Source organism: Actinoplanes cyaneus, assembly GCF_016862095.1.
In the GTDB taxonomy this organism is placed as follows: domain Bacteria; phylum Actinomycetota; class Actinomycetes; order Mycobacteriales; family Micromonosporaceae; genus Actinoplanes; species Actinoplanes cyaneus.
In genome coordinates, this window is the sequence record NZ_BOMH01000058.1 from 95305 (window position 1) to 111163 (window position 15859).

Here is a 15859-nt window from a genome sequence, read left to right on the forward strand (position 1 = left end):
GGTGTGGCGCCTGCGGTAGGCGCCGCCGAGGATCGCGTCAAGAAGCGGCGTGGATCCCCGACTCCCGGTCGGAGTCCCGCAGCGATCCGCGCATCACCGGACCGGTGGTGTGTCTGTTGAGGGGCGCTTCTCATGACGGCCGCCGAGCCGATGACTGTGACGGAGATGTTCGCCGAACTCGGCCGCCTCCGTCTCGCCGGCTCCGACGCCCTGCTGGCGACGATCGCGCACCTGGCGAAACGCTCCATCACCGGGGCGAGCGAGGTCAGCGTCACCCTGGGGCAGGGCGAGCACGCGTACACGGCCGCGTTCACCGGCGAGCTGGCCCGGGCGCTCGACGAGAAACAGTATGAGTGCGGCTCCGGCCCGTGCCTGGAGGCCTGCGCCGATGCCGTGATCCGGTCGGTGCCCGACACCGCCCGTGAGGACCGCTGGCCCGCCTGGGTGACGGCGGCCCGGCAGCGCGGCGTACGCAGCTCTCTGTCGGTGGGTCTGCCGGGACGGGACGCCGTCGCCGGCGGGCTGAACATCTACGCCGGTGAGGCGCACGCCTTCGGCGACGACGCGATCACCCTGGCCCAGACCTTCGCCGGATTCGCCGCGGTGGGCCTGGCCAACGCCGGCCCGCGCCCGAAACCGGCCGCCTCGGGCGCGAGCCCCCGGCCGGCGACGGCGACGCTGGACGCCGCCGCGCTGGTGGAATGCATGAAAGAGGCGTTCGTCGCGGTGGATCCGCGCGGCGTGGTGGTGGAGTTCAACCGGGCCGCACAGGACCTGCTGGGCTGGCCCGCCGAGGAGGTCCGTGGCCGGCACCTCGACGACACGCTGCTGCCGGACCACGACGGGGAGCCGATCAGCAAGGCGCTCACCAGGCTGTTCGCCGCCGATGGCCACGCCCGTGCGGTGCCACGCCGGGTCAGCCTGCGTCACCGTGACGGCCACCGGCTGCCCGCCCAGATGACGCTGTCGGTGATTCGCGGCACGGCCGCACCGCTGGCCTGCGCGTTCGTCACCGACCTGTCACGGCGGGCCGCGGCCGAGAACGAGGCCGAGCGGCACCACGAGTTCCTGGTTGCTCTGCTGGACAACCTCGACGTCGGCGTCGTCGCGCTGGACCTGGACGGCACGCCGCTGCTGGTGAACCGGGCGCTGCGCCGGATGCACGGCATCACCGACGACCGCGGCGACGTGGACATGACTCCCGTCGTCACCGCGACCATCTTCGACCTGGACGGCACACCCCTGCCTGCCGCGTACGCCGGCGGCGCGTGCTCTCCTCGGTGAGCACGTGCGCGACGCCGACGTGCTGGTCAGGACGTCCGACGGCCCGGACCGGATCCTTCTCGTCCACGCGCAACCCATCACCACCGGCGACGGGAAGCAGCTGGGCGCGGTGGCGGCACTGCACGACGTGACCGCGGCCCGCCGCGCCGAAGGTTTCCGGGCCTGCGAGCAGCAGGTCGTCAAGATCCTTGCCGCCGCTGCCACCGTCCGGGACGCCGCCGCGGCCGTTCTGCGCACGGTGAGCGAGGCGCTGGGCTGGCCGCACGCCGAACTGTGGATCGTCGACCCGCTCACCGGCACGCTCCGGCCGGCCGGCCACTGGAGCGCCACCGCCGGACAGTGCGGCACCCTGCACTCCGACCCGGTGGTCAAAGGCGCCGGCGTCATCGGCACCGTGTGGGCCACCGGCCAGCCGCTGTGGCTGCCGGACATCACCGGCACCACCGACCCGGCCGCCGAGCGTTACCTCGCGGAGGCGCAGGCCTGCACCCAGATCGGTTTCCACACCGCCCTGGCGGTGCCCATCCGTGACGGCGGCACCGTGCTCGGCGTCCTGGCCTGCTACAGCGGCAGCCACGAGCACGACCAGGACCTGCTCACCGTGCTGCTCAGCGGGGTGGCCGCCCAGTTCGGCGTCTTCGTGGCGCTGCGCCGGGCCGCCGATCTGGCCGAACAGCTGGGCCGCACCCGTAACGACTTCCTCACCCTCGTCGGTCACGAGCTGCGCACCCCGCTGACCTCGATCACCGGGTACGCCACGGTGCTCGCCGACGACCCCGCCATCAGTCCCGACGAGGCCCGGCACATGCTGCAGGTCATCGCCCGCAACGCCGGCCGGCTGCGCGCCGTCGTCGACGACCTGCTGGACCTCTCCGGCCTGGAAGCCGGGCACCTTCCGCTCACCGTCGTCGAGCACGACCTGGCCGACATCGTCGCCGCCGCGGTGACCACCGCAAAGCCGGCCGCGGAGGCCGGCGGGGTGCGGCTGCACACCAGACTCCCCAAACGGCTTGCCCTGCACGGCGACCCGGCCCGGCTTCGGCAGGTCGTGGGCAACCTGCTGTCCAACGCCATCACCTACAGCCCGGACGGCGGCGACGTCCGCATCCGCCTCACCGCACACCCCGACATCGCGGAACTCCGGATCACCGACTCCGGCATCGGCATCCCCGCCGGCGAACAGCACCGCCTCGTCGACCGCTTCTTCCGCGCCAGCAACGTCGCCCACCACGGCTTCCCCGGCGCAGGCCTCGGCCTCGCCCTGGTGCACACCATCACCACGCTGCACCACGGCGAGATCAGCTTCGACGCCAATCCTCACCAGCCCGGCACCACCGTGCTGCTGCGGTTGCCCCGCCACAGCCTGGCCCCGCAGCACTGAACCGCCCGGCCGCGGCCAGCTCCACCGCGTACCAGCACGCTCAGCGATCAGGCCATAGTCCTGGAAATGCGCCCGCGCATTCCCGGCTCAGAGCGCTACCCCGCCTGAGAGATCACCGGTCCCGTGAGAGCGGCGGATCCGCGGGGTCGAGCACGGCCGCCAACGGCAACACCTCGGCGGCGAACGTGGACACCTGGTCGGGGAGAAGGCGCCCACGTCGCACGATGATCAGGTCCGTGCCCTGAATCCGCCAGGAGGGCGGCACGGTGCCGGCCAGGTGTGCCTCAATCAGGGCCGGCGGAAGCCATCGTGGGTCGGCGGTCCGGACGCGGAAGGCTCGATCGAAGTCGGGTCTTCCGGTCAGGTCGCGGGTGCCGAGCAGCCGGGACATCGTTCCCCGCGGATCCACCTCGGTGTCCGGCAAGGGGAGCCGCAGGGCGGCCACCACCGCCACGAAGAAGGTGGTGTTCGTATCGGCGTCGGCCACCGCGCATTCCGCCACCGTGACGTGGCGGCCCTGCACCACGCCGGGCACGGCGAATCGCAGTTCTCCGGGCACGTTCCGGTGCCAGGAGACGGCGGGCCGGGCGACAAGAGTCCAACCGTGCCGGTCGGCCCAGTGCTGCCATCTCCGGGCCTCCCGGCGGTCATGACGGCGCTGGATCACCGCGACCGCGGCGACGAGCACGATCGTCAGCACGCAGAGCAGACCGCCGAGGACGACGACCGGGTCATCCATCGCGGGTCCGGCGGGTCGCCGCGCCGGTGACGACGAAGCCGCCGATGGCGTCGCCCGCGTCCAGCACGATGCCGAGCAGCGAGAACATCCCGGCGACGCCGAGGAGGAGCGTGACGACCGCCAACGCGACGGTCACCGCGCCCAGCCGCAGGCAGGTCAGGGTGCCGGTGGCGCGCGCGAGACCGTGGTGACCGCGAAGCAGGGCGACCACCGCCAGCAGGGTGAGCATGACGCCGGCAACGGCCGATGCGCCCATCACGGCGAACGGCGCGGCCTGCGCGGCGGTGAAACCGCCGTCGTGATAGCTGAGCCAGGCCGTCGCGCCCAGCCAGGCGAGCAGGGCATCGGCCAGCGCGACCAGGGCTCCGGCCAGACCGGTCCAGAACAGGAAGATCCCGCCGTGCAGTTGGTCCAGCGCCGTGGACAGGCCGTCGGTGATGGTCGTCTTGACCTTCTCCAGCGCGGCTTTCTGCAACGGCAGCATCTGGCGGTACGCGTTCGCGGCGTCGCCGTCCCAGTTGTCGTCGACCGTGAGCAGGCCGGCCTCCGCTGCCTGGACCTGACCGCTGACCGGCACGCCGACCCGCTCGGTCCAGGCCGTCGCGGTTGCCGACAGGGCGGACAGCGAGCCCATATCATCGAGCATCGGCTGTCCCCGCTTCGGCGATCTGCAGACTTCGGAATGCCTCGATACCGAATACCCCGTGCACGGCCGGCGGGTTCAACCCGACCACGGGACTGCTATGGAGATGCTCGCCGTCGTAACGCCATTCGGGTCGGCTGGTGGCCGGGAAGCTGAGGGCAGGACTGCGGAGTCAGATGCGGTAGTACGGGTACCCGGGGTAGATGTAGCCGGCGCTCCAGAACGGCGGATACCCGTAATGCCGGTACAGCTCGTTGTAGTACTCGGTCGCGTCGATCAGCTCCGGGTCGTAGACCGGCGCCTCGGCCACGATCTGCTTCGGCTCCGCCACGTGCACCACCTCGTCGTCGATCGCCCGGATCGCCTCGATCGGCACGTACGAGTGGGTCGCGCCGAAGCCGAGGATCCCGCCGTGCGCCACGTGCAGCATCCGGACCTTCTGGTCGTCCGGGTCGATCAGCAGGTCGTCGACCCGGCCCAGGTCGGTGCCGTCCCGGTCCTGCACCTTGCGCCCGCGGATGTCCTCGGCCGGGTCGCCGACCATCCGGTCGCTGTCGCTCAGCTTGATCAGCTCGATGCCGGTGTGCGGGTTCGTCATGCGCGTGGATTACCCGATGCGGCTGCCCGGCAACCGGACTGGTGGGGTGGTGGCCGGTGGGGCAGGCTTGACCGATGGGATGGACGGTGCGCAAGCAGTTGCTCTGCCCGGCCTGTGGCGACGCCCTGGCGGAGGCGATCCATCGACGGTTCCCGGCCATGCTCACGGTTCTCGCGACAGCGGGTTACGAGGTGATGCCCCGGCGCAGCGGTGCCGTCGACCGCGACCTGCGCGAGGGGACGCTGGCCGGGGTGCCCGACGAGCCGGCGTTGCGCGACATGCTGCTCCACCACCACGCGGACCTGATCTACGAGTTGATGTGCCCGCGCGGCCACGTCACCTACCGGGCCGCGCCGGCCATCGTCGACGCGCTCCGCGACACGCCCGGGGCGTGGGTCACCCTCTGACGCCGGGTCACCCCCGCTCCGGACACCCGGCGCCGGGTTCGCCGCCACGTTGCGCTCCGCTGCCGCTCACGGCCGCTTCGATTGCCGCGGTACGTGCGGGAGCGCGCCCGTCCCGGGTGTGAGGAGTCAGAGCAGGCCGCCCATGATCGGGTCGGTGATGCTGTCCTTGCCGTTCTCGAGGTGGCCGGCGTACTGCGTCACGGTGCTGCCCGCCGTGACCGTGACGTCGTACCAGCCGTGCGTGGCCGCCGCGTGGATCTGCGACGTGCGGATGGCGCCGGGGCGCAGGCTCAGGGTCGAGGCACGCCCGGTGTAACGGTCGGAGACGGTCACCTGCGCGTGGCCACGGCCCTTGTTGCGGATCTCCAGCAGGACGGTGTGCGCGTGCTCGTCGTAGCGCGCCCGCACCACGATCCTCGCGTCGCCGCGGACGAACCGGCGGTAGAACCCGTTCGGCCCGTGCACCTCGACGTCGTCACCGGTGAACGCGCTGATCAGGTGCTTGCCCGGTTCGACGGTGAACGAGAGCGGATCAGCCCCTGACGGCCGTACGGCGAAAACCGCTGTTGATCTTCCGGTGTTGCGCAGTTCGATGGTATCGGCGGTCGCGTCCGCGTGCAGCGTGTACGGCAGGGCCCGGGCCGGGCGCACGCCACGCTCCTGTTCCGGCAGCGCGGGGCCGGCCGGAGGCACCGGGACCTGGTCCGGCTGCCGGGTCAGGTCGGCCGGCTTGAACTGCGCGGTCGGGGGCAGGCCGACCGGCCCGCGGTTCGGGGTCTTGAAGTCGAACGCGCTGGTCAGGTCCCCGGCGACGGCCCGGCGCCAGGGGGTGATGTTCGGCTCGGCGATCCCGAAGCGCCTCTCCAGGAAACGGATCAGCGAAGTGTGGTCGAAGGTCTGGGAGTTGACCCAGCCGCCGCGCGTCCACGGCGAGACGACGACCATCGGGACGCGGATGCCCAGGCCGTACGGCCCGGCGGGGTGCCCGGGGCCGGTGAAGATCTCGTTGACGGTGGACACCGTGGAACGCGCCGGGTCCGGCGTCGGCGGGACGAGGTGATCGAAGAAGCCACCCTCCTCGTCGTACGTGATGAAGAGGGCCATCTTGGACCAGATCTCCGGCTTGGCCGCCAGGATGTCGATGACCTGCGAGATGTACCAGGCGCCGTTGTGCGGCTCCCAGTTCGGGTGCTCGGTGTAGGCCTCCGGCGCGACGATCCACGTGACCTGCGGCAACGTCCCCTTCTCGACGTCGGCGCGGAAGTCCGTGAGCAGCCGGTCGGGGCTGCGGCCGAGCTTGTTCACCTCGGTGCCGGTCTTCGCCCGGTCGGCGAGCGGCGTGCCGGGTTGCGCGTTCTGGTACTGGTGGAAGTAGAGCAGCGAGTTGTCGCCGTAGTTGCCGATGAACGGGTCCGAGGTCCAGCCCCAGGACCCGGCGGCGGTCAGGCCGAGCCCGACGTCCTGGTAGACCTTCCACGAGACGCCGGCCTTCTCCAGCCGTTCGGGGTAGGTCGTCCAGTCGTAGCCGGCCTCGGCGTTCGTGATGACCGGGCCGCCGCCCTTGCCGTCGTTGCCGACCCACCCCGACCACATGTGGTAGCGGTTCGGGTCGGTCGGGCCGAGCAGCGAGCAATGGTAGGCGTCACAGACCGTGAACGCGTCCGCGAGAGCGAAGTGGTAGGGCAGGTCGGCCCGGGTGTGGTGGGTCATCGTCTGCACACCCTTGTTGGGCACCCACCGGTCGTAACGCCCGGCGTTCCACGCGGCGTGAGTGTCGTCCCAGCCGTGCGGCGGGTCCGGCAGGAACGTCGCCCCGAGGTCCGCCACGTCCGGCCGGAACGGCAGCAGCCCGTCCTGGCGCCACACCGTCTCGCCGGACGGTTTCCGGGCCGGGTGCGGGTCGGCGAACCCACGGACGCCGCGGAGCGTGCCGAAGTAATGGTCGAACGAACGGTTCTCCTGCATCAGGAAGATGACGTGCTCGACGTCCCGGAGCGACCCGGTGCGGTTGTTCGCCGGAATGGCGAGCGCCGCCTCCAGGTTCGCGGGCATCGCGGCGGCGACCGCCGGCATGCCGAGCATCTGCAGAAACTGTCTACGATCCACACTGGCCACGGCCGCGGACGCTATCCACCCGAGGTGACCACCGGGTGACATTTACGCGTGTAGATGACGCCGCCGAGAGGGCGGCCGGGATATGCCTCAGGATATAGACCGGATTCCGACCGTGGCCCGATTCGCCGGGCCGCGGACGGCGGCAGACTTCCGGTCATGGAGATCGACAGTGGCCGTACCCCGGAGAACGCACCCACCAGCCGGACCCGCACCTGGATCCGGCGCATGGTCATCGCCGCCGCCTGTGCGCCGCTCTCGGTGATCACGGTGCTGCACACCATGGGCCGCTCCGGCGACTTCGGCGTGCTCGGGAGGTGGTATGTCGTGCTGCCGCTGACGCTCCTGGGTGTCTTCGCCTGGGCCCTCGTCGAGAAGGCGGCCGGGTGGTCGGCCGAGGAGCCGGGCGGCCGCTGAGGCGCTCCGGGCCCACGGTGACCGGGCCCGAGCCGGCGCTGGGTAGGGTGTGGCCATCATGGCCCGCCCGCACACCTGATTCCTGCCCGCCCTGCTGGTGGCGGGTCAGCTGATCCTGTGGCCGGGCCTCTCCCGCACCCCGGTCGACCCGGTGCCGGCGATCGCGTTCGCCGTCGTCTGCCTGGTGACCGGCGCCGCCCTCGTCCTCCGCCGCACCCACCCGGTGCCGGCCCTCGCCGCGGTCGTGGCCGGGACCACGATCGCCGCCTGGGTGGCGCCCGGCGAGCAGCAGTGGCTCGTGCCGGGGGACGCGGCGATCGTCATCGCCGTCGCCGACCTGATGGCGCTGTTCAGCGTGGCCGCCCGCTGCTCGCGCCGCACGCTGCTCGTCTGCTGGGCGGCTGTCGTCACGGTGCAGACCGTGCCGAGCGTGGTGGACGGCGCCGACGATCTGCTCCTCGAGGTGGTCGCGGATGCGGCGGCCGGTGCGCTGGTCGCCGCGCTGGGCCGGATCCGCGGGCGCTGGACCCGGGCGCGTGCGGACGCCGTACGCCGTCTCGCCGCGGCCGAGCGGGCGCGCCTGGCAGCCGAGGTCACCGAGCGCAACCGGCTGGCCCGTGAGCTGCACGACGTCACGGCGCACCATCTCACCTCGATCGTGGTCAACGCGCAGGCCGCGAGCTTCCTCGGCGATCAGCGGCCCGAGCTGCGGGAGGAGTCGCTCGCGTTCGCCGCGCGTACCGGGCGGGAGACCCTCGCCTCACTGCACCGGCTCGTGGAGATCATGCCCGCCGGCGGTGTCGAGGAGCGCGAGCCGGCCCTCACCGAGCTGGCCGAGGTCTTCCGGGCGCTCGGCCAGCGGATCATCCTCCGGCTTCCCGGCGGTGAGCCGCCCGCCGAGATCGCCGCCGCCATGCACGGCATCGCGCGCGAGGCGCTCACCAACACCCTCCGCTACGCGCCGGGCAGTGCTGTCACGATCCTTTTCCGGTACGACGGTGACGAGGCCGAGCTCGTGATCGAGGACGACGGGACGACCGCGGGCACCGCCGGAGTGGCCGGAGCGGCCGGGCTCGGCGGCGGCCGCGGGGTCGCCGGGATGCGTGATCGCGCGGTGGCGCTCGGCGGCAGCCTGGACGCCGGTCCACGGGACGGCGGCTGGCGGGTGCGTGCCCGGGTGCCGTTCGCCGCGCCGGTGCCGGAGCGGGGCTGGATCCCGCGCAGTCAGGTCGTGGTGGACACGGCCCTGGCCGTCCTGACACTCATCGTGCCGGTGGCGGGGCTGGCGGCGGAGGTGAGCGACGGCGGCCTGACCCCGGCGGTGGCCGTGCTGGTGCTGCTGGCGATGCTCGTGCACGTGCTGCCGCTGCTGTGGCGGCGCACCCGTCCGTGGTGGGTGTTCGCCGCGGTCGCGGCGACCGGCTGGCTGGGGCCGGTGCTGACCGCCACGGTGCTGCCCGGCGGTCGCGGCTGGCTGTTCCTGTTCAGCGCGGGCGCCGAGTTGGCGGCGGTCTACGCGGTCGCGGCCTGGAGCGCGCGGCGGGAGCGGGCGTGGCTCGCGCTGGTCGCCGGTGTGCTCTCGCCGGCCCTGGTGTTCGCGACGCTGCTGATGACCGAGCCGGACGACTTCGCCGGGCCGGTCGGCGCGCTCGCCGGGGCGATGCTCGCGGCGGTGTACGTGTTCCTCGGGATCCTGCTGCTCAGCGTGCCGGCGACCCTCGCGTGGCTGGCCGGGAACACGGCCCGGCAGCGGCGCGACCTGCGGCGGCGCCGTGAGGAGGACGGGGTGGCGGCGGTGACCGCGCAGGCCGAGCAGCGGGCCCGCGGGGAACGGGCGCGAATGGCGGCCGAGCTGCGCGAAGCGGTGCTCCGGCACGCGGCCGAGGTCCCGGAGGCGGCCGGGCGCGGCGACCTGGCCGGGGTCCTCGGCGCGGCCAAGCAGTCCCTGACCGCGATGCGCACCATGCTGGACGGCCTGCACGCGGCGCCGGGGACCGGGGGAGTGCCGCCATCATCCGGGTGATCATCGTGGACGACCAGCTGATGGTGCGGGCGGGTCTCGCGGCGATCGTCGGCGCGCAGCCCGGCATGCGCGTTGTCGGCGAGGCCGGGGACGGCGCGGCCGGCCTGGAGCTGGCGGCGGCCACCACGCCCGATGTGGTGCTGATGGACGTGCGGATGCCGGGCGTCGACGGGATCACCGCGACAGCCCGGCTGACCGCCGCGGCGAGCGCTCCGCGCGTGCTGGTCCTCACCACTTTCCACCAGGACGCGTACGTCTTCGAGGCGCTGCGGGCGGGCGCGTCCGGTTTCCTGCTCAAGGACGCCGACCCGGCGGAGCTGGTCGCGGCGATCCGCACCGTGGCGGCCGGGGAGGCGATGCTGAGCCCGGTGGTGACCCGCCGGCTGATCGACGCCTTCGCCAGCGGCCGGCTGACCGCGGCCCCGGAGACGGACCCGCGGCTGGAGTCGCTGACGCCGCGGGAGCGCGACGTGCTGGTGGAGCTGGCGCGCGGACGGTCCAACGCGGAGATCGGGACGGCTCTGGGCATCGCCACCGGCACGGTGAAGGTCCACGTCAACGCGCTGCTGCCGAAGCTCGGTGCCAGAGATCGGGTGCAGGCCACGATCCTCGCCTACGACCTGGGGCTGGTCCGGCCGGGCGGCGCCTCGCACTTGGGTGATCCGCCGGACAGACCCTAAGCTTCCCGCGTGCGCCGGTGGAGAGCCCTGAGCCCGACGATCCGGGACACGATCGCCGCCGGCCTGCTGATCGCCGCGTCGTTCGTCCCCGGGATCGCGGAGCGCGGTCTCCAGGTCGGCGAGCTGCACCTTCGCGGTGCGACCGGGCTCAGCGTCGTGCTCCTGGTGATCCAGGCCCTGTCGCTGGCGCCGCGCCGCCGGTGGCCGGCCGCCGGTCTGGCCGTCGGCGGCGTCGCCTGGGGCCTCTACCAGCTGGGCGGCTATCCGCCGACCGTCGCCGGGCTGGCGGTGCTGATCCTGCTGTACAGCGTCGGCGCGCACCAGGAGCGGTTCCGCCGGGCGGTGGCCGTCGCCGGAACGGCCGGGTATGTGCTGCTCGCCATCGCCCTGCACCTGCGCGGCTCCGGCGAGGACCTGATCAACTACGTGACGTTCTTCGTGGTGCTCGCGGCGAGCTGGGGCGCCGGCGCCTGGGTGCGGTCCCGGCAGCACGAGGAGGCGCGTCAACGGCGGGCCAGTGTGCTCCGCGCGATCACCGACGAGCGCGGGCGGATCGCTCGGGAGCTGCACGACGTGGTCACGCATCACGTGACCGCGATGGTGGTGCAGGCCGACATGGCCGGGTTCCTGATCTCCGCCGACCCGGAGAAGGCGGCGGACGGCGTCGCGGCCGTGTCCGGCAGCGGCCGCGAGGCGCTGACCGAGTTGCGGCGGCTCCTCGGCGTACTGGACGGGGCGGCTCCTGCCGAAGCGCAGCCGGAGCGCGTCGCCGACCTGGTGGAACGCATGCGCCGCGCCGGGCAGCCGGTCGACTTCGCCGAGGAGGGCGGCCCCGGGCCCGGCGGTGGTCTCGGGCTCGCCGTCCACCGGGTCGTGCAGGAAGCGCTGACCAACGCGGTGAAGCACGCGCGGGGCCGCCCGACCCGCGTCCGGGTCCGGCATGCGGGCGACGGCACCGAGATCGAGGTCGTCACCGAGGGGTCGTTCCGCGGTGCGCTGGTGCCCGGGCGTGGCCTGACCGGGCTGGGCGAGCGCGTCAAGGTGTTCGGCGGGACCTTCGAGGCCTCGGGAACAGAGACAGGCGATTTCGCCGTACGTGTTCAGCTGCCCCTGGCGGTGCCCGCGTGATCCGCGTCCTCGTCTGCGACGACCAGGCGCTGATCCGGGCCGGGTTCGTGACCGTTTTCGGACTCCAGCCGGACCTCGACGTGGTCGGCGAAGCGTCCGACGGCGAGGCGGCGGTGCGGGAGGCGCTGCGACTGCGCCCCGACGTCGTCGTGATGGACATCCGGATGCCGCTGCTCGACGGGATCGAAGCCACCCGCCGGCTGGCCGGGCCCGGGGTCCCGTCGCCGCTGAAGGTGCTCGTCGTGACGACGTTCAACCTGGACAGGTACGTGTACGAGGCGCTGCGGGCCGGGGCCGGCGGGTTCCTGCTCAAGGACGCGCAGCCGGCCGAGCTGATCGACGGGATCCGGACGGTGGCCCGGGGTGAGTCGCTGCTCGCGCCGGCCGTCACCCGGCAGCTGGTCGGGAAGTTCGGGGAGCGGCTGCGGCCCACGGCGCCGGGGGTGGACGCACGGCTGTCGGTGCTGACGCCCCGGGAGGTGGAAGTGTTCCGGCTGATCGCGGAGGGACTGTCCAATGCGGAGATCGCGGGGCGGCTGGTGATCGGTCAGGAGACGGTGAAGACGTACGTCTCGCGGATCCTCGCCAAGCTCAACCTGCGTGACCGCGTCCAGGCCGTCATCCTCGCCTACGAGACCGGCCTGGCCACCACCCCCTGACCCCCCGGAGCATCCCAGGCTAGCCTCCTAGGATGCCGAAGGGCTCGCGAGCCGTGACCGCGACAACGCACCGCCCAGCGGGACAGCCGGACCGCAGGACCGGGCGGCGGACGGTGAGCGGGGCCGGGGGTGCGTGGCGGGTCGGGCTTACTGGGGTGGTGGCGGCGGGCCGGCTGGTGCTCACGGGTGTTACGGGGCGCCGGTTACACCCGTGAGGGCCAGCCGGGTGGCGGGACCGGACAGCGGGCGGTGAGCGGGGCCGGGGCGGCGTTGCGGGACCGGGCGTGGGCGGGAGCGGGGTGGTTTGGTGTGGGTGGTGCGGGCGGGGGAGGATCGCTGCGTGAGCGAGCACGGGGAACGTGCCGGGCGGTTGCGGGTGGAGCTGTTCGGGGGGTTGCGGGCCGGCCGGGGCTCGGCGGATCTGGCGGTGCCGGGGGCGCGGCTGCGGGGGCTGCTCGTGCGGCTGGCGCTGGCTGCCGGGCGACCGGTGGGCGCCGGTGCGCTGGTGGACTCGCTGTGGCCGCTGGAACGGCCGGCCGATCCGGCGAACGCGCTGCAGTCGCTGGTGTCGCGGCTGCGCCGGGTGCTCGGGGACGCGGACGCGGTGCTTCAGGACGAGGGCGGCTACCGGCTGGCGGTGGGCGACGACGACGTGGACGTGATCCGGTTCGAGCGGCTGGCCGGGAACGGGCGGCAGAAGCTGCGGGCCGGTGACGCGCACCAGGCGTCGGAGGTGCTCGGTGCGGCGATCGGCCTGTTGCGGGGGCCGGTGGCGGTCGAGGTCGGCGTGGTGGCCGAGGCGGTGGGGGTCCGGCTGGGGCGTGCGGTGAGCGCGGCGCTGGCCGATGCGGCGGAGACGGATCTGCTGCTCGGGCGGTATGACGTGGCGGAGGGCAGGCTGACCCGGCTGAACGAGGAGCATCCGCTGGACGAGCGGGTGGCCGGGCTGCTGATGGACACTCTGGCGGCACAGGGGCGGCAGGCGGATGCGCTCGCGCTGTACGAACGGATCCGGGAGGAGGTCGCCGACCGGCTCGGCGCTGATCCCGGGGCGGCGCTGCGGGAACGTCACCTGCAGCTACTGCGGGGCTCCGGCGTTTCCGACCTGGGCGGCGGCGGAAGTGGGCCGGGCGGCTTCAACGGTGGCGGGAGCGGGCCGGGCGGGCACGAGGAGGAGCGGGCCGCCGCGGAACGAGCCGCGGGGGAGCGTGCTGTCGCCGAAGGGGCCGGCGCCGAGCGTGCCGCGGCTGAGCGGGCGGCTGGGCGCGGGGCTCACGACGTACGCGCGAATCGGGAAGCTGAAACGGCCGGAAGGCCGGCGGCGAGCAATCTGCCGGAACCGCTGACCAGCTTCATCGGCCGTGAGGCCGACCTTGCCCGGGTGGACGAGCTGCTCGGCGCCGGGCGGCTGATCACGGTGCTGGGGCCGGGCGGTGCCGGGAAGACGCGGCTGGCGACGCAGGCGGCGCGGCGGCGGCGGGGGGAGTTCCGGGACGGGGTGTGGCTGATCGACCTGGCGTCGGTGACGGCTCCCGCGGAGTTGCCGGCCGCGGTGCTGACGGCGACCGGGTTGCGGGCGTCGGCGATCTTCGCGGAGGGTTCGGGGCTGCGGCTGGAGGGGCGCACCGACGTCGACGTGCTGGTGGACCAGTTCGCGGGGCGCGAGTGCCTGTTCCTGGTGGACAACTGCGAGCATCTGATCGACGCGGTCGCGCATCTGGCGACAGCGCTGCTGGTGCGGTGCCCGGGGCTGCGCATCCTGGCGACGAGCCGGGAGCCCCTCGCGGTGGACGGGGAGGCGCTGGTGCCGCTCGGCCCGCTGGGGGTGCCGGAGCAGACGGAGCTCGACGCGGCGCGCGAGTCGCCGGCGGTGCGGCTGTTCGCCGAGCGTACGGCGGCGGTGCTTCCCGGGTTCGCGCTGGACGAGGCGACCGTGGAGGACGTGGTGCAGATCGTGCGGCGGCTGGACGGGCTGCCGCTCGCCCTGGAGCTCGCCGCGGCCCGGCTGCGCACGCTGGGCCTGCGTGAGCTGGCGGACGGTCTGGATGACCGATTCCGATTGCTCACCACGGGGAGCCGGACCGCGCTGCCGCGGCATCGGACGCTGCGCGCGGTGATCGCCTGGAGCTGGGAGCTGCTCGCCGGTGACGAGCGGATCGTGGCCGAGCGGGTCTCGGTGCTGCCCGGTGGGGTGACGGTGGGTTCGGCCACAGCGGTCTGCGCGGACGCGGGCGTGCCGGCCGCGCTGATCCCCGATCTGCTGGCCGCGCTGGTCGACAAGTCGCTGTTGCAGCGCGCGCCGGAGGGTCGTTACCGGATGCTGGAGACGCTCCGGGAGTACGGGATCGACCAGCTCGCCTCGCAGCGGGCGCTGACCGGCACGCGGCGGCTGGCGGCAGGCTATCTCGCCGCGCTGGTCGCCGAGCACGACCCGCGGCTGCGTACCGCCGAGCAGCTGGACGCGCTGGCCGTGCTGCGCGCCGAGTACGACAACGCGCTCGCCGCCCTGCGTCACCTGTGCGACGAGGGGGATGCCGACGGCGCGACCCGGCTGGCGCTGAGCCTGGTGTGGTACTGGCAGATGTTCGGCAGGCATGCCGACGCCGCGTTCTGGCTGAACGAGGCGCTGCGGTTGCCGGGCGAGCGGAGCCGGCTGGTGACCGACTGCGCCGAGGCGGTGCTGACGCTCAACCGGGTCAGCGGCGAGGTCGTGACGACGGCGGAGACCGCGCAGCAGCGCCAGGACCGGATGCGCGCGCTGGCCGACCGGCTGATGTCGCATGCGGAGCTGCCGGGGCTGGTCGGCGCGTTGTCGGCGGTGGTGCTGTTCATGGCCGAGGAGGGGGAGGCCGCGCAGGCGCGGATGAATCAGCTGGTGGACGGGCCGGACACGTGGGTGGCCGCGCTAGCGCAGCTGTTCCGGGCGCAGGTCGCGGAGAACAACGGGGACGTGGACCAGGTCCGGGTCGACGTGACGGCCGCGCTCGCCGGCTTCCGGGCAGCCGGTGACCGCTGGGGCCAGGCGACGGTGCTGCCGTTGCGGGCGTTGCTGCGGCAGTACGAGGGTGACCTGGACGGCGCCCTGGCCGATCTGACCGCGGCGAAGTCGCTGGCCGGCGAGTTCGGTTCGCTGGACCTGGGTGACGAGGTCTTCATCGACCTGCGGCGGGCCGACCTGCACCTGCGGCGCGGCGAGCCGGACGACGCGATGGTGGCGCTGGCCGGTGCGAGGGCCCGGGCGCAGCGGTCGACGGCGCCGGAGATGATGCTGCTCATCGACGGCCTCGAGGCCGGGATGATGGTCACGCTGGGCCGGCTCGACCGGGCCGAGGAGCTGGTCGCGCGGGCGGAGGCCGAGCTGCCCGTCGACGAGGCGGGCTTCATGAACGGCGATCACGGCACGGCGATCATCGAGGGGGTGCGGGCGACGCTGGCGCTGCGACAGGGTGATCGGGTGCGGGCCGAGCGGGCGCTGATCCGGGCGTACGAGGCGGCGCAGGAGACCCGGGACATGCCGATCCTGTCGCTGGTCGCGGTCGGGGCGGCCGGGCTGGCGGACCTGACCGGGCGGCCCCGGGAGGCGGCGCAGCTGCTGGGCGCCGCGGCCCGGCTGCGCGGCGCGCACGATCCGACGGATCTGCAGGTGGCGGAGCTGACCCGGCGCAACCGGGCGGTGCTGGGGGAGGACGGGTTCGCCGAGGCGTACGCGGCGGGCTGGGCCCTGGATCCGAACACGGCACTGGCCCGGGCGAACCCGGGCCAGTTGCGCGCGATCGAGGGCTGATCCC

At 73.4% G+C, this 15859-nt stretch carries 13 protein-coding genes; 9 read left to right on the forward strand and 4 right to left on the reverse strand.

Going from position 1 to position 15859, the window contains the following annotated elements:
* Positions 1–165 precede the first annotated feature (165 nt).
* A complete protein-coding gene (locus tag Acy02nite_RS34780; protein WP_203750950.1) occupies positions 166–1284 on the forward strand; it encodes a PAS domain S-box protein in 1119 nt (372 codons plus the stop codon).
* A 4-nt stretch (positions 1285–1288) separates the two neighbouring features.
* Positions 1289–2665 carry a GAF domain-containing sensor histidine kinase gene (locus Acy02nite_RS34785; protein WP_203750953.1) on the forward strand — a complete coding sequence of 459 codons (1377 nt, stop codon included), beginning with the start codon at positions 1289–1291 and terminating at the stop codon, positions 2663–2665.
* Positions 2666–2777: 112 nt separating this feature from the next.
* On the opposite strand, the gene Acy02nite_RS34790 is transcribed toward Acy02nite_RS34785, so the two are convergent.
* The 3 genes from Acy02nite_RS34790 to Acy02nite_RS34800 all read right to left on the reverse strand — a co-directional run bounded on the left by Acy02nite_RS34790 (position 2778) and on the right by Acy02nite_RS34800 (position 4645).
* Positions 2778–3404: a hypothetical protein gene (locus Acy02nite_RS34790; protein ID WP_203750956.1), complete on the reverse strand. Its 627-nt coding sequence runs from the start codon at positions 3402–3404 to the stop codon at positions 2778–2780.
* The gene (locus Acy02nite_RS34795) at positions 3397–4050 is read right to left on the reverse strand and encodes a hypothetical protein (RefSeq protein WP_203750959.1); all 654 of its coding nucleotides are present in this window, start codon (positions 4048–4050) and stop codon (positions 3397–3399) included. The genes Acy02nite_RS34790 and Acy02nite_RS34795 overlap by 8 nt, the downstream gene beginning before the upstream one ends.
* Positions 4051–4219: 169 nt before the next feature.
* The gene (locus tag Acy02nite_RS34800) at positions 4220–4645 is read right to left on the reverse strand and encodes a PRC-barrel domain-containing protein (RefSeq protein WP_203750962.1); all 426 of its coding nucleotides are present in this window, start codon (positions 4643–4645) and stop codon (positions 4220–4222) included.
* Between the two features lie 74 nt (positions 4646–4719).
* Between Acy02nite_RS34800 and Acy02nite_RS34805 the strand changes: the two genes are divergently transcribed.
* Positions 4720–5052: a hypothetical protein gene (locus Acy02nite_RS34805; RefSeq protein ID WP_203750965.1), complete on the forward strand. Its 333-nt coding sequence runs from the start codon at positions 4720–4722 to the stop codon at positions 5050–5052.
* A 126-nt stretch (positions 5053–5178) separates the two neighbouring features.
* Here Acy02nite_RS34805 and Acy02nite_RS34810 read toward each other — a convergent pair whose 3' ends face one another.
* Complete coding sequence (locus tag Acy02nite_RS34810) at positions 5179–7167, reverse strand: phosphocholine-specific phospholipase C (RefSeq protein ID WP_203750979.1); 1989 nt, start codon at positions 7165–7167, stop codon at positions 5179–5181.
* 156 nt (positions 7168–7323) lie between these two features.
* Here Acy02nite_RS34810 and Acy02nite_RS34815 point away from each other — a divergent pair, with 156 nt between their 5' ends.
* From Acy02nite_RS34815 to Acy02nite_RS34840, 6 genes are all read left to right on the forward strand, one after another.
* Positions 7324–7581, forward strand: a complete 258-nt coding sequence (locus tag Acy02nite_RS34815) for a hypothetical protein (protein ID WP_203750982.1) — start codon at positions 7324–7326, stop codon at positions 7579–7581.
* A gap of 97 nt (positions 7582–7678) precedes the next feature.
* Complete coding sequence (locus Acy02nite_RS34820) at positions 7679–9604, forward strand: sensor histidine kinase (RefSeq protein WP_203750985.1); 1926 nt, start codon at positions 7679–7681, stop codon at positions 9602–9604.
* Positions 9605–9624: 20 nt separating this feature from the next.
* Entirely contained in the window at positions 9625–10284 is a 660-nt protein-coding gene (locus tag Acy02nite_RS34825; protein WP_239175481.1) for a response regulator, read from the forward strand.
* A 9-nt stretch (positions 10285–10293) separates the two neighbouring features.
* Complete coding sequence (locus Acy02nite_RS34830; RefSeq protein WP_203750988.1) at positions 10294–11412, forward strand: sensor histidine kinase; 1119 nt, start codon at positions 10294–10296, stop codon at positions 11410–11412.
* The gene (locus Acy02nite_RS34835; RefSeq protein ID WP_203750991.1) at positions 11409–12071 is read left to right on the forward strand and encodes a response regulator; all 663 of its coding nucleotides are present in this window, start codon (positions 11409–11411) and stop codon (positions 12069–12071) included. The genes Acy02nite_RS34830 and Acy02nite_RS34835 overlap by 4 nt, the downstream gene beginning before the upstream one ends.
* A 340-nt stretch (positions 12072–12411) precedes the next feature.
* Complete coding sequence (locus tag Acy02nite_RS34840) at positions 12412–15855, forward strand: AfsR/SARP family transcriptional regulator (protein ID WP_203750994.1); 3444 nt, start codon at positions 12412–12414, stop codon at positions 15853–15855.
* Positions 15856–15859: the final 4 nt, after the last annotated feature.

Excerpts from the sequence above, each read along its gene's own strand:
- Acy02nite_RS34815 (WP_203750982.1), top strand. The coding sequence starts at position 7,324 with ATGGAGATCGACAGTGGCCGTACCCCGGAGAACGCACCCACCAGCCGG.
- Acy02nite_RS34805 (WP_203750965.1), top strand. The coding sequence starts at position 4,720 with ATGGGATGGACGGTGCGCAAGCAGTTGCTCTGCCCGGCCTGTGGCGAC.
- Acy02nite_RS34795 (WP_203750959.1), bottom strand. The coding sequence starts at position 4,050 with ATGCTCGATGATATGGGCTCGCTGTCCGCCCTGTCGGCAACCGCGACG.
- Acy02nite_RS34790 (WP_203750956.1), bottom strand. The coding sequence starts at position 3,404 with ATGGATGACCCGGTCGTCGTCCTCGGCGGTCTGCTCTGCGTGCTGACG.
- Acy02nite_RS34780 (WP_203750950.1), top strand. The coding sequence starts at position 166 with ATGTTCGCCGAACTCGGCCGCCTCCGTCTCGCCGGCTCCGACGCCCTG.
- Acy02nite_RS34825 (WP_239175481.1), top strand. The coding sequence starts at position 9,625 with ATGGTGCGGGCGGGTCTCGCGGCGATCGTCGGCGCGCAGCCCGGCATG.
- Acy02nite_RS34800 (WP_203750962.1), bottom strand. The coding sequence starts at position 4,645 with ATGACGAACCCGCACACCGGCATCGAGCTGATCAAGCTGAGCGACAGC.